General features: G+C 66.9%; 12 protein-coding genes. 7 read left to right on the plus strand and 5 right to left on the minus strand.

Annotation, left to right across the window (positions count from 1 at the left end):
- Positions 1-22 precede the first annotated feature (22 nt).
- From CP958_RS17580 to CP958_RS17600, 6 genes are read left to right on the plus strand one after another with little or no spacing between them, the layout of a single operon-like run.
- Entirely contained in the window at positions 23-1,258 is a 1,236-nt protein-coding gene (locus CP958_RS17580) for a sialidase family protein (protein WP_096703499.1), read from the plus strand.
- A 4-nt stretch (positions 1,259-1,262) separates the two neighbouring features.
- Entirely contained in the window at positions 1,263-1,493 is a 231-nt protein-coding gene (locus CP958_RS27100; protein WP_242442962.1) for a hypothetical protein, read from the plus strand.
- On the plus strand, positions 1,460-1,930 hold the full coding sequence (locus CP958_RS17585; protein WP_242442963.1) for an energy transducer TonB: 471 nt from the start codon (positions 1,460-1,462) through the stop codon (positions 1,928-1,930). Before CP958_RS27100 ends, CP958_RS17585 begins: the two co-directional genes overlap by 34 nt.
- Before the next feature lie 20 nt (positions 1,931-1,950).
- Positions 1,951-2,757 (plus strand): MotA/TolQ/ExbB proton channel family protein, encoded by an 807-nt coding sequence (locus CP958_RS17590; protein WP_096703500.1) that lies wholly within the window; start codon positions 1,951-1,953, stop codon positions 2,755-2,757.
- A 2-nt stretch (positions 2,758-2,759) separates the two neighbouring features.
- Complete coding sequence (locus CP958_RS17595; RefSeq protein ID WP_096703501.1) at positions 2,760-3,191, plus strand: biopolymer transporter ExbD; 432 nt, start codon at positions 2,760-2,762, stop codon at positions 3,189-3,191.
- A 9-nt stretch (positions 3,192-3,200) separates the two neighbouring features.
- Entirely contained in the window at positions 3,201-3,632 is a 432-nt protein-coding gene (locus CP958_RS17600; protein WP_096703502.1) for a biopolymer transporter ExbD, read from the plus strand.
- A gap of 6 nt (positions 3,633-3,638) precedes the next feature.
- Here the strand turns inward: CP958_RS17600 and CP958_RS17605 are convergent, their stop codons facing one another.
- Positions 3,639-4,544 carry a sulfite exporter TauE/SafE family protein gene (locus tag CP958_RS17605; protein WP_096703503.1) on the minus strand — a complete coding sequence of 302 codons (906 nt, stop codon included), beginning with the start codon at positions 4,542-4,544 and terminating at the stop codon, positions 3,639-3,641.
- Positions 4,545-4,741: 197 nt separating this feature from the next.
- Between CP958_RS17605 and CP958_RS17610 the strand changes: the two genes are divergently transcribed.
- Positions 4,742-7,702, plus strand: coding sequence for a Tar ligand binding domain-containing protein (locus CP958_RS17610; protein WP_096703504.1), 2,961 nt, complete (start codon positions 4,742-4,744; stop codon positions 7,700-7,702).
- Here CP958_RS17610 and CP958_RS17615 read toward each other — a convergent pair.
- The 4 genes from CP958_RS17615 to CP958_RS17630 all read right to left on the minus strand — a co-directional run bounded on the left by CP958_RS17615 (position 7,692) and on the right by CP958_RS17630 (position 13,832).
- The gene (locus CP958_RS17615; RefSeq protein WP_170959020.1) at positions 7,692-9,596 is read right to left on the minus strand and encodes a sensor histidine kinase; all 1,905 of its coding nucleotides are present in this window, start codon (positions 9,594-9,596) and stop codon (positions 7,692-7,694) included. The two genes, CP958_RS17610 and CP958_RS17615, sit on opposite strands and share 11 nt — an antisense overlap.
- Positions 9,597-9,746: 150 nt before the next feature.
- On the minus strand, positions 9,747-10,217 hold the full coding sequence (gene rpsI / locus CP958_RS17620; RefSeq protein WP_096703506.1) for a 30S ribosomal protein S9: 471 nt from the start codon (positions 10,215-10,217) through the stop codon (positions 9,747-9,749).
- Between the two features lie 4 nt (positions 10,218-10,221).
- Positions 10,222-10,680, minus strand: a complete 459-nt coding sequence (gene rplM, locus CP958_RS17625) for a 50S ribosomal protein L13 (RefSeq protein WP_096703507.1) — start codon at positions 10,678-10,680, stop codon at positions 10,222-10,224.
- Between the two features lie 203 nt (positions 10,681-10,883).
- Positions 10,884-13,832 (minus strand): ATP-binding protein, encoded by a 2,949-nt coding sequence (locus tag CP958_RS17630; RefSeq protein WP_242442964.1) that lies wholly within the window; start codon positions 13,830-13,832, stop codon positions 10,884-10,886.
- Between the last annotated feature and the right edge of the window lie 95 nt (positions 13,833-13,927).

Here is a 13,927-nt window from a genome sequence, read left to right on the forward strand (position 1 = left end):
GCCCCACTCCGGGTTTTTGCGCATGAAGACAATCCGCCTCCTCGCCCCGGCCGTCCTGATGATGCTCGCCCTGCCGGCCGGAGCGGCCGAAGGCGAGCACCATCACCATGGCGGGCACCAGCCGGCCTCGGCCGCTCCGTCCCACTGCCCGCCCGACGACACCCGGCTGGCCTGCGCGGCGCAGGCCGCCGCGACCTTCCTGCCCGACGGCAATCTGGTGGTGGTCTGGGCGGCGGGGGGGCGCGTGATGAGCGCCCGCTCCCCCGATCACGGCGCCAGCCTGGAGGCCGCCATCGCCCTCAATCCCGCGAAGGAAGCGGTGGATACCTCCGGCGACGCCCGCCCGGCCGTGGCCGCCGATTCCAAGGGGCGGGTCTATGCCGCCTGGGCCCTGCGCAAGGATTCCGCCTATAACGGAATGCTGATGCTGGCGCGCTCGCTGGACGGCGGCCGCACCTTCCAGCCCCCGCGTGCCGTGGCGTCCGACCCCGCCAGCCAGCGCTTCCCCGTCATGAAGGTCGATTCCCGCGACCGCCTGTATCTCGCCTGGATCGACAAGCGGGAGGGAGCCGCCGCCAAAAAGGCCGGCCGGGGCTATCGCGGCGCCGCCCTGGCCATGGCGTGGTCCGACGACGGGGCCGAGACCTTCGCCTTCGAGGGCGTGGCCCAATCCAATTCCTGCGAATGCTGCCGCATCGCCTTCGAGCTGGACAAGGCGGACCGGCCGCTGGTCATGTGGCGCCACGTGTTCGAGCCCAACATCCGCGACCATGCCCTGATGGTGTTTACCGACCGCGACCATCCCGGCCCCATCCGCAAGGTGGCCGAGGACAACTGGCGTGTGGATGCCTGCCCCCACCAGGGTCCCGCTCTGGCGGCGGCCGGGGACGGTTCGCTCCACGCCGCGTGGTACACCGGCGGCACGACCCGCAAGGGGGTGTTCTTCGCCTCGGCCGCCGGACCCGACGCGGCCTTTTCCGAGCCGCGCCCCCTGGGCGATCCCGCCACCACCGTCTCCCAGCCGCAGGTGCTGTCGGTGAACGGCCGGCTGTGGATGGCCTGGAAGGAGTTCGACGGCGAGACCACCACCGTCCAGGCCCAGTCCTCGGACGATGCCGGCCGCACGTGGTCGCCGCCCCGCGGCCTGGCCCGGACGCGGGACAATTCCGACCGTCCGATCCTGGTGTGCGACGGCAAGCGCGCCTTCCTGTCCTGGGTGACCGGAGCCGAGGGCTGGCGCCTGATGGCCGTGGAGTAGCCCCATGTACGCGGTCCGGCAAAGACCCTCCTCCCACAGGCGGCTGGCCGGTCTGGCCGGCGTGGTGGCGCTGCACGCCGCCGCCATCTACGCCCTGGCCAACGGGCTGGGGCACTGCGCCGTCGAGATCCTGCGCGCTCCGCTCGAGACCAAGATCGTCGCCGAACTCATCAAGCCGCCGTCCCCTCCCCACCGCCCAAGGTGGAGCAGCCGCCCCCGCCGCCCAAGGTGGTGAAGCCGCCGCCCCCGGCCTATGTCCCGCCGCCCAAGATACGGCCCCAGGCGCCGCCGCCGCCCACCGCCATCACCGCCACCACCGATGTGGTGCCCGCCGCCCCGCCGCCGCCCGCCGCCATCGTGGCGCCGACGCCCGAGCCGGTGCGCGAGGTGGTCAAGGTCCCGCCCGCCCTCGACCAGGGCCGTCCCTGCAAGCCGCCGCAATATCCGCCGGCCTCGCGCCGGGCCGAGGAGACCGGGGCGGTGGTGCTGAGATTCCTGATCGACGCCGACGGCTCGGTGATGGAAAGCGTCGTCGACGCCTCCAGCGGCTTCGAGCGTCTGGACGAGGCGGCCCGCCAGGCCCTGGCGCTCTGCCGCTTCAAGGCCGGAACCGTCGACGGCCGCCCCGAACGCTCGTGGGCTCGCATCCGCTATGTCTGGAAACTGAATTGATACGCTTCGGAGGTCCCTCCATGTCCCGTCCCATCCGCGCAATCCTCGCCGCCCTGCCGGTCCTGCTGGCCACCCTCGTCCTGACCTCGGGTGCCCTGGCCGGTCATGTGGACGAAGGCCACGCCACCGCCAAGCAGGTGGTGGACAATCCCTACGGCCTGGACGCGCTGTGGGCCCAGGGCGACTTCGTGTCCAAGGGCACGCTGATCATCCTGGCCCTGATGTCCATGGCGTCCTGGTACATCCTGATCGTCAAGCTGGTGGAGCAGAGCCGCATGATGCGCCATGCCAAGGCCGCCGCCGCCGGGTTCTGGAAGGCCGCCTCGGTGGCCGACGGCGCCCGCCTGCTGGACGAGACCAGCCCGTTCCGCTTCGTCGCCACCTCCGGCATCGAGGCCGCCCAGCACCATGAGGGCTCGCTGACCGAGAAGATCGACCTGCACACCTGGGTGACCATGTCCATCCAGCGCGCCGTGGGCGAAATCGTCTCGGAGCTGCAGGGCGGGCTCGCCGTCCTGGCCACCGTCGGCTCCACCGCGCCGTTCGTCGGGCTGTTCGGCACCGTCTGGGGCATCTACCACGCGCTGACCGCCATCGGCATCGCCGGCCAGGCGGCCATCGACAAGGTGGCCGGCCCGGTGGGCGAGGCGCTGATCATGACCGCCTTCGGTCTGGCCGTCGCCGTGCCCGCCGTGTTGGGCTACAACCTGCTGGTCCGGCGCAACAAGCTGGTGGCCGAGAGGGTCCGCGCCTTCGCCGCCGACCTGCACGCCGTGCTGCTGGCCGGCGCCAACGGCAGCGGCAACGGCCTCAGGGTGGTGCGCTAGCGATGGCCATCTCCCTCGGCCCGGCCGACGGCGGCGATGACGACGATCAGGTGATGGCCGCCATCAACACCACGCCCCTGGTGGACGTGATGCTGGTGCTGCTGATCATCTTCCTCATCACCATTCCGGTGGTGACCCATACGGTGCCGGTGCAGTTGCCCAAGGAAGCCAACCAGCCGACCATCACCCAGCCGGGCAACGTCACCATCGCCGTGGACCACCACGGCACGGTCTGGTGGAACGAGGAGAGCCTGGCCAGCCGCGCCGAGCTGGCCGCCCGCCTGGACGCCGCCGCCGCCAAGGTACCGCAGCCGGAAGTCCTGATCCGCGGCGACAAGGACGTGGCCTACGAGCATGTGGGACGGGTGCTGGCCGCCGCGCAGCGGGGCGGCATCACCAAGGTCAGCTTCATCACCGAACCACCGCCGCGCTGAGGAATTCCCATGGCCTTCAACCTTGGCACCGAGAACGGCTCCGACGACCCCGACGTGATGATCGACATCAACACCACGCCGCTGATCGACGTCATGCTGGTGCTGCTGATCATGCTGATCATCACCATTCCGCTGCAGACCCATTCGGTGCGCCTCGACATGCCCGACGGGCCGCCGCCGCCCGCCACGGTGCTGCCCGAAGTGGCGCGCATCGATATCGACCCGCAGGGACTGATCCGCTGGAACGGCGAACCGGTCCCCGACCGCGCCGATCTGGAGGCCCGGCTGCATCAGGCGGCCACCGCCGCCAACCCGCCGGAAGTCCACGTCCGCCCCGACAAGGCCGTCGCCTACTCCCATGTGGCCGGCGTGATGGCCGCCGCCCAGCATCAGGGCGTCACCAAGCTGGGGGTGGTGGGAGCGGAACAGTTCCTGGAATAAGCAGCCCTATTCCAGGGTAAAGGGATCGGCGGGCGGCAGGACCAGACTGCCGGTCATCTGGACGCAGACCGCCAGGACGATCAACGCCAGCAGCAGGCGCAGCTTCTCGCCGCCCAACCGGGCCCCCAGGCGAGAGCCGAACTGCGCCCCCACCGCGCCGCCGGCCAGCAGAATCAGGGCCAGGGGCAAATCCACCGACTGGGTGGTGATGGCCTGCAGGAAGGTGACGTTGGCGGTGACGAAGATCATCTGAAACAGCGAGGTGCCGATCACCACGGCGGTGGGCATGCCCAGGACGTAGATCATCAGCGGCACCAGGATGAAACCGCCGCCCACCCCCATCAGGGCGGCGAGCAGGCCGCCGAAGGCCCCGACCCCGAGGGGCAGCAGGGCGCTGATGTAAAGGCCGGAGCGGGGAAAGCGGGTGCGGAACGGCAGACCGTGCCAGACATGGTGGATGTGGCGCTTGCCCGGCGGCTTGCCGGTGGCGCCGGCCCGCATGGACATCAGGGTCTCGATCAGCATCAAGCCCCCCACCAGCCCCAGCAGGCCCACATAGGACAGGCTGATCACCAGATCGATCTGCCCCAGGCGCTTCAGGAGGGCGAACAGCCAGACGCCGACCGCCGAGCCGACGAAGCCGCCGACCAGCAGGAACACCGCCATCTTGACGTCGACGTTGCGCCGCCGCCAGTGGGCGAACACTCCCGACACCGACGAGCCCAGAACCTGATTGGCCCCGGAAGCCACCGCCACCGCCGGAGGGATGCCCAGCATGATCAGCAGCGGAGTCAGCAGGAAGCCGCCACCCACGCCGAAAATACCCGACAGGATTCCGATTCCGCCGCCCACCGCCAGCAGGCTCAGGATGCCGACCGATTGTTCGGCGATAGGCAGATAGATGTTCGGCAACGATCCGTCTCCGGCTGATGGAGCCGTCATCATACACATCGAAGATGACGTGGAGATTACGGTATCAGGGGAATATTATATTTTTCGCGAGTAACCGGATTTTCCGGTCCCCTCGGCCAAACGGGCAGCTAGACAGCGGCTACCCTGGCGGAGCATATATACCCTCGGTATATGGGCGATGGAACGGGTCTTTAAAAATGCGTGTGAACGAGCCGATCACCAACCATGAAGTCGAACTTCCCGAAGGCACCATTCTGGTGTCCAAGACGGACTTGGGCGGCCGGATCACCTTCGTCAACCAGGCCTTCGTCGAGATCAGCGGCTTTTCCGAGGAAGAGCTGATCGGCGCCCCCCATAATCTCGTCCGCCATCCGCATATGCCACCGGCGGCCTTCGCCGATCTGTGGACCACCATCAAGGCCGGCAAGCCCTGGGAAGGCATCGTCAAGAACCGCTCGAAGAACGGCGACCATTACTGGGTGCGGGCCAATGCCACGCCCGAGATGGAGAACGGCCAGATCACCGGCTACATCTCCATCCGCACCGCGCCTTCGCGTGCCCAGATCGAGGCCGCCGAGCATCTTTACGAACAGATTCGCGCCGGCAAGGCCCGCAACATCAAGGTCGAGGAAGGCCAGGTGGTCCGCACCACCGCCGGCGCCCGCCTGGGCCGCGCCCTCAATTCCATCTCGGGTCGCCTCGCCCTGATCATCGTCGGTTTGGTGCTGATGATGGGGGCGGTGGCCTGGTTCACCCTGGACGGCATGAGTGATTCCAACGATGCGCTGAAGATCGTCTATGAACAGCGGACGGTGCCGGCCGGGCAGTTCGTCGAGATCGTCGATCGCATGCGCGAGAATATGCTGCTGACCCAGCAGATGCAGCTCGACCTGATCAACGGGCAGCCCGATTCCATCGCCCGCCGCGCGCTGCGCATCCGCGCCAATGCCGAGCACATTTCCGCGGTGTGGAGTTCCTATCGCGCCAACCCGCTTTCCGGCGAGGAAGCCGAGTTGGCCGGTGATTTCGAAACCCGGCGCAAGGACTTCGTCGAGCAGGGCCTGACACCGGCCATCGCCCTGGCGGAAAAGGGGGATGCCGCCGCCCTGGGCCGTCACAACACCACCACCGTTCTGCCGCTGTTCGAGCAGGTCCATGAGGTGCAGAAAGATCTCATGACCATGCAGTTGCGTCAGGCGGCCGAACTCTACCAGGGAGCCCACAGTGATTTCCTCCATCACATGCGCCTGGGTATCGGGACGCTGATCGTCGGAACCGTTTTTGCCACCTTCATGGTCGTATTCCTGATCCGCTACCTGCGCCGTCCCATCGCGACCCTGGAGCGGCATTTCGACGCCATCGCGCGCGGCGACTTCACCCACGAGATCAAGGTCGAGCCGATACACGAGTTCCAGCGCTCCAACGCCATGCTGCGCGCCATGGAGGCCAAGCTGGCCTACAGCGTCCAGGAGCGCGTTGAAAACGCCCGCAAGTCGCAGGAAAAGCTGCGTAGCGAGATGCTCAACCTCACCGAACTGCTGGAAGGCGAGGTGGACACCACGGTGGCGGAGATTTCCACCCAGGCCGAACGCCTGAAGGAAGGGGCCGGCCGCCTGCTGTCCACCGCCGAGGAACTGCGCGACAAGTCCGAGACGGTGGCCCGCGCCATCGAGATCACCAGCGGCAACGTCCAGACCGTGGCCGGCGCCACCGAGGAACTGGAAGCGTCATCGCGCGAGATCACCGACCGCATCCAACGCAGCTCCGAGCACAGCGAAGCCGCCCGCCGGCGGGTGGACGAGGCCAGCACCAGCGTCGGCACCCTGACCGAGGCGACAGCGCGCATCGGCGACGTGGTCAGCCTGATCCAGGCCATCGCCGGGCAGACCCGCATGCTGGCCCTGAACGCCACCATCGAGGCGGCGCGCGCCGGAGAGGCCGGCATGGGCTTCGCCGTGGTGGCCTCCGAGGTCAAGGGGCTGGCCGAGCAGACCGAGAACGCCATCGGCCGGGTCAACGCCCAGGCCCGCGACATCGAAAGCACCACCCAGCAGGCGGTGGCCACCGTCGAGGCGGTGGCCGACACCATCCGCGACATGGAGCAGATCGCCGGCCAGATCGCCGCCTCGGCCGACGAGCAGCGCGCCGCCACCGGCGAGATCATGAGCAGCGCCGTGCAGGCCGCCGACCACACCCGCGACGTGGCCGAGGCCGCCGCCGACGTGCTGAAGGCCTCGGAGCAGACCGGCGTGACGGCCCGCAAGGTCAGCGAACTGTCCATGCTGGTCAATCACGACATCGGGGCGCTGCAGCGGCGCCTCAACGTCATTCTGCGCACCTCCTACGGCGGCAACCGCCGCGCCGTCGAGCGTATCCCCGCCTCGCTGGAGTTCACCGCCGATTTCGCCGGTCACACCTTCAGCGGACATACCGGCGACATCTCGCTGATGGGCGCTCTGCTGGTGGTGGGCAACGCCCCCAAGCTGGAAGGGGAAGAGGGCATCCTCACCTTCCCCGGCGTCGGTGATATTGCCACCAAGGCCATCCTGGGCAGCAAGCTCGGCATCCAGTGCCAGTATCTTAAGGTGGGCTCGGACACCAAAAAGCGGCTGGCCGAGGCCATCGAAGCCGCCCAGGCCAAGGACACGCCGTTCATCGCCGCCGCCCAGAAGGCCGCCGCCGACGTGGCCCAGGCCTTCGAGCAGGCGATCAGCGCGGGACGCATCAGTCTGGCCGCCCTGTTCGAAAGCGAATACAGCCCGGTTCCCGACACCGACCCGCAGCAGATGCTGGCCCCCCACACCGATCTCGCCGATCAGGTGGTGCCGGGCATCATCGAGCCGGTGCTGGCCTCCAATCCGCGCGGCGTGTTTTGCTGCGCCGCCGACCGCAACGGCTATGTCGCCACCCACAACAAAATCTATTCCCAGCCGCAACGCCCCGGCGAGACGGCGTGGAACACCGCCAATTGCCGCAATCGCCGCATGTTCGACGACCGTACCGGCATCCTGGCGGTCCGCAACATCAAGGAATATCTGGCCCAGACCTATGCCCGCGACATGGGCGGCGGCAATTTCGTGGTCCTGAAGGAGATCGACTGTCCGATCATCGTGGGCAAACGCCACTGGGGCGCCATCCGCTACGGCATCAAGCTGTAACCGGTACCGCCAGGGCGAATTCACTGCCGCCGCCATCGCGGGGGCGGCAGGAGACGCGGCCGCCGTGCATCTCGGCGACGGCCTTCACCAGATGCAGGCCGATGCCGGTGCCGGGTATGCCCGTGGCGTTGGAACCCCGATAATACTTCTCGAAAATCCGCTCGGCTTCAGCGGCGGCGATACCGGGCCCCCGATCGGCGACCACCAGCTCCAGGTGACCGTCGGCCCCGCGAGCGGTGATTTCCACCGGCTGGCCGGCGGGACCGTAACGGCGGGCGTTGTCGATCAGGGCATCCAGGGCGATCCCCAGCAGTTCGGCGTCGGCGATGCAGCGTTCAGGCAGGTCGATGGTGGTGACCTCCATGTCGGCCTGATCGGGGTCGCGGTTGCGCTCCACCACCCGTTCCAGCAGATCGGCCGGCGCCATGGGCAGCAGGCGCAATGCCAGCGCCATGTCGCGCTCGCCGGCCAGGCAGGCCTCGATCAGCTTCACCAGACGGCGCACCGCCCGGCGGATGGCGATAAAGCGCTCCGACACCACGGGCCGCACCCGGCCGGGGCTCAGTTCCAATTCCACCACCTGCACGGCGCTGTCGATGATGGCCAGCGGCGTCTTGAATTCGTGAGCCACCATGTCGAAGAAGGTGCGCAGACGCTGGCGGGTCAACTGCTCGCCGGCCAGGGCCAGCTCGGCCCGGAGACGGGCGCGCTGGATGAGATGAAGGCGGTAGGCCAGGGCACCGCACAGCAAAGCCACGTGCAGGATGCTCGCTCCGACATCGATGCTGCGGCCCAGGTCGGGAGGAATCTGAGCCGTCATCCGGGCGGCCAGTTCGACAATCCAGGCAATCACCACAGGCAGGAAGGCCAGCAGGTAGATGCGGGTCACCACGTCGCCGCGGCGACGCAACGCCCGCCCCGCCGCCAGGGCCATCCCCACCAGCCCTCCGGCCGCCGACAGAATCTGCACCGGCAGCACGACAAAGTGAAAAGCCGGGTGCAGCACCAGCAGCAGCCCCAGCAAGATCAGCACTATCCCAGCCAGGAACAGGCGATGCAGGCGAGGCACCGTTCCGCGCAGGTCAAGGATGCGGTCCCACAGCAGCAGCATTGCCGCCGCGCCTCCCAGCAGGCCGATACCGCTCAGAAGGTAATTTGCGTCACGCCCCGCCCCGGAAAAGATCAAGGGAGCGATACCGGTATGGACAAGCCCCCGGCACAGGATCGTCGTTACGTAGAGAGTATAGGCCAGCATGGGCCCGTCCCGCAGCCATGCTCCGGACAGGCCGGAAATCACCGCCAGAACCAGCAGCGTCCCCATATGCAGGCCATAAAGCGCCGATCGCCTCGCCTCGTCGTGGACAAGGGCGGCGGGCCGCCACAGGGCGGCCTCCTCCAGGCGGATCTTGTGCTGCGACGACAGGCGCAGAAGGATGGTCACCGGCTGGGCCTCGGGCAGGATCAGGCGGGCCACGTGCAGACGCCCCGCCACCTCGAGGTCCCGGTTGGGGATGCTGCGCCCCAGCCGCGTCTCGGTCAGCCCGGGACCGTAGACCCGGACGTCGTCCATATCCGGCTCACCGAAGGCGAGAAGCCACTCGGCGGGTTGCCCCGAGGGGCGCATCACCTGAAAGCGGAGCCAGATGGTGCCGGTGGTGATGGCGGGAAAGCCGGGGGAAAAGGGCTTGTCCGCCACCTCGTCCGCCGCGGCGGAACCGTCGTCGCCGGTATAGGCGGTCAGCCGGCCGGAGAGTGGAAAGGACGCGGCATCCCCCGCCAGAACCAGAGGCGCTCCCTCGCTTGCTCCGGCCAGTCCGGGCAGCAGCAGGCACAGCACCGCCAGGGCGCGCAAGAGCCACCCGCTCCACCGGCGATCCCCATGCTGGCGCGTCATCAAGCCCCTCTCCAGGCCCAAGCCCGGGGAGACCATAACAACATTCGAGAATATTTCGCCACACCCCGTCGCATACCCCCGGCACCCCATAGAAAAAGGGCCCGGAGAAACTCCGGACCCTTGATCTTTTCGGCTTTTGGCCGACCCAGATTAACGCTTGGAGAACTGGGTCGAACGACGGGCCTTGTGCTTGCCGTACTTCTTGCGCTCGACCACGCGGGGATCGCGGGTGAGGAAGCCGCCGGCCTTCAACGCCGGGCGGTGCGCCGGGTCGAAATAGGTCAGCGCGCGGCTGATGCCGTGACGCAGAGCGCCGGCCTGACCCGACAGACCACCACCGGTGACGGTGCAGTGCACGTCGAACTGGTTCTCGACGCGGGCAGCCTCGAACGGCTGGTTGATGATCATGCGCAGCACCGGGCGGGCGAAGTACACCGGCAGTTCGCGACCGTTGACGATGATCTTGCCGGAACCGGGCTTGATCCACACACGGGCAACGGCATTCTTGCGCTTGCCGGTGGCATAGGCGCGGCCCTGGGCGTCAACCTTGCGCTCGTGCACAGGGTGGGCCTGGACCGGCGAGGCGGCCTTCAGGTCGGCCAAGCTGGAGAGATCGGCCATGGGACTACCTCTTGTTTTTCGGGTTCATGGCCGCAACGTCCACCACCTCGGGCGCCTGCGCCTCGTGCGGATGGGCGGGGCCGGCGTAGACGCGCAGGTTCTTCATCTGCTGACGGCCGAGCGGACCACGGGTGATCATGCGCTCCACGGCCTTTTCGATGACCCGCTCGGGGAAGCGGCCGGACAGCAGCTGACCCATGGTACGGTCCTTGATGCCGCCGGGATGGCCGGTATGCCAGTAGAAGCGCTTGTCGGCGAGCTTGTTGCCGGTCAGCTTGACCTTCTCGGCATTGACGATAATCACGTTATCGCCCATGTCCACGTGCGGGGTGTAGGTCGGCAGATGCTTGCCGCGCAGGCGCATCGAAACGATGCTGGCCAGGCGGCCGAGCACGACGCCGTCCGCGTCGATCACGACCCACTTCTTCTCAACTTCGGACGGTTTGGCGTTAAAGGTCTTCATGGCACCCACGGCAAAACCAGTTGGCGTCACCCCGAAAAGCCGGGGCGTCGAGGGCGCGGAGTATGCCACAGCACGCGCCCAAGTCAACACCATTTAAGTCGTGTTATTTCAATACGTTAGTAACGAGGTATTAAAATACCGCGCGCAAACTCGGCTCTGCGCCTTGGAAACACCCGCCTTCTGAAGGCTGGTTCCGATCGGCATCAGCTCTCCTTGGGCAACGAGAAGCTGAACGTGCTGCCCTCGCCCGGTACGGATTCCACCCAGATGCGCCCGCCGTGGCGTTCGACGATCTTCTTGCAGATGGCAAGGCCGATGCCGGTACCTTCATAGGCCCCACGGTCATGCAGGCGCTGGAACACCATGAAGATGCGGCTGAAGTGATCGGGGGCGATGCCGATACCGTTGTCCTTTACCGCGAACACCCATTCTCCCTGGCGCTCGCCACAGGAGAGAGTGACGACGGGGGCGCGGTCGGGGGCGCGGTATTTAAGGGCATTGGCGATCAGGTTCTGGTACAGGCGGACCAATTCCCCCGAATTCCCGCTCACCGTCGGGCAATGGGAGGGCCGCTCGATCCTGGCGTGGCATTCGCCGACGGTGGCGCCGAGATTGGCGATGGCGATTCCGACGACCTCGGCCATGGCAACCGGCGCCCTTACCGGGTCGGCGTGGCCGATCCGCGAATATTCCAGCAGGTCGTGGATGAGGGCATCCATCCGCCGGGCACCATCGACGGCAAAGGCGATGTATTCCTGGCAATCGTCGGCCAAGCTGTCGCCGAGACGGCGTTTCAATAGCGACAGGTAGGAGCTGATCATCCGCAACGGTTCGCGCAAATCGTGGGACGCGACGTAGGCGAATTGCTGCAACTCGTCATTGGAACGGGCCAGATCGGCCAGCGCCTTTTCGATCTCCATCTGGGTCTGGCGGCGCTCGGTGACGTCACGGGAAAATACCGCGATCTGCGTCACGAGGCCGAGACCATCGCAGATGGGATAGATGCGGTTATCGAACACGCGGCCGTCGCGTTCATCATGGGTGTGCAGAGGAGCGCCGGTCCGGATGACCTCGTCGAACTGCGCGCGTCTTGTGGCGGCGATATCGGGCGGCAGCAGATCGAAGAAGGATTTACCCAGCAAATCCTCGGGGTCCAGATCGAACCGCACCGTCAGGGCTTCGTTGGCGGTCAGAATGACCCCGTCGCAGTTCATCAGGAACGCGGCGTCGATGGTCGCGTTCATCAGGGCGTGGGAAATTTCCTCGCTGTCACGCAGGTGCTCCTCGATCCGCTTGCGCTCGACGATTCCGGCGAGGGTACTGGCGAACATCAGCAGGAAACGTTCCTCGTCCTCGTCGAAACGGTGCCCATGCGCCACGTAGGTGTTGAGGACCCCCAGCACCTCGCCCCCGGACTTGATCGGAGCGCAGTAATGGCCGTGTTCCGGCATGCCGTCATAGGACGTCTCGTGGCGGTGATCGACGCAGCTCGTGAATATCTCGGTCCCGGTCGCCCCGACACGGCCGCACAGGCATTGGCCGAGCTGGACGGTGGCGCAAGTCCGGGCGATCGCCGGGGGAAGATTGCGCTGGGACGCGATGCGCAGATTTCCCCGGGCGTGGTCGACCAGGAAGATGCAGCCCCGGTCCTCCAGGCGCAGCCAGGGCAGCGCCAGCAATTCCTCGAGCGCCTTGTCGAGAATGGCTTCCAACGGCGCGTTTTCCAGCGACTGCCGCAGAACGCTTTCCATGGTGGCGGTGATCGCCAGATTGCGGGCGACCATTTCCTCGGCGTGAAGGCGGCGGCTGATATCGCGGAAGACATTGACCGCCCCCGCCAGCACGCCATTGTGGTAGATGGGAGCCGTGGTGAACTCGACCGGCACGGAACTGCCGTCCTGACGCCAATAGGCATCCGATTCCACATGGCGCCTCACGCCGTCGCGCAAGGTCTGGTACAGCGGGCAGTCCTCGGCCCGGTGCTCGCTGCCGTTGGCATGGTGGTGGTGGGCCAGGGCGTGCAGGCTGGCGCCCACGGCCTCCTCGCCGCCAAGACCGAGAATATCCCGCCCGGCCTGGTTGATGAAGGTGATGCGCCCCCCCAGATCGACGCCACAGACCCCCTCGCCCGCCGAGGACAGGATGAGTTCGCTGCGTTGGCGGGCCGACTCCGCCTCTTCCCGCGATTGCAGAAGTTCGGCGGTGTAGAGCGCATCCCGGCGGGCCGAGGCGCCGGCCAGGGCCATCTGACGCCGCCAGAAGCGATGAATCAGCCAGGACGACAGATTGATCGTCAGCATGACGATGGCGGCCAGAAGGGCCAGATTGCGGCTGTCCTGCCGCCAGTCGGCCAGATAATCCTCGGTGGCGAGGCCGATGGTGACGTAGAGCGGGTATCCGGGCACCTTCCGGTTGAGATAAAGCCGCTCGATCCCATCGACGCCGGACAGGGCGGTATAGGGGCCGGTGCTCTTGCCGGTGCGCAGCCATTCGCGGAAGGCGTCCGACACGCTGGTATTGCCGATGGTGCTGCCGAACCCGTCGGGTTCCGGGTAGCGGGCCACCAGGACGGCATCCTGATCGCGCAGGGCCACCAATCCCTTGGAGCCGATGTCGAGGGCGGCGAAGGTCTTGACGAATTGCTCGATGGCCACGGCGGCGTGAATCTGCCCGGCCAGCGTTCCGTCGGGATTATCGATGCGGCGGCCGAGGATAATGGCCCACTTCCCCGAAACCCGGCCCAGCAACGGCTTGGAAATGACCAGTCCCGCCCCGGGGTCGTCGCGCAGGACGCGGAAATGGGGCCGGTCGGCCACATTGACCTTCGCATTCGGCGCTTCGTTGGCGACATATCGGGTTTCGCCCTGAACGTCGATGATGCGAAGGCCTAGAACTTCAGGCAGACGGGCATCGTTGCGGGCGAGGATCGCCACGATCCCGGCCGGATCGGCCCCGCCCTTGGCGAACTGCTCGGCGACCTCGTCGCGGGCCGACAGCAGAGCCAGATCGACCCGGCCGAGGAAACCGGCAATGTTCTGCTCGAGGATCCGCGACAGATTGCTCAATGCCACGGCCGCCTGCTCGCTGTCGCGGGTCCGGTTGCGGTCGATCACCACGGCGATCAAGCCTGCGACAAGCAGGTTGATTATCACGACCCCGACGAACAGACGCCTGGAGAGTTGTCTTGCGGCAGTCATCTGCACGTTGATTTGATAGTGATCAGTTATGATTGTCGCCGCCTGAAAGG

It is taken from the genome of Magnetospirillum sp. 15-1, from assembly GCF_900184795.1.
Taxonomy (GTDB): domain Bacteria; phylum Pseudomonadota; class Alphaproteobacteria; order Rhodospirillales; family Magnetospirillaceae; genus Phaeospirillum.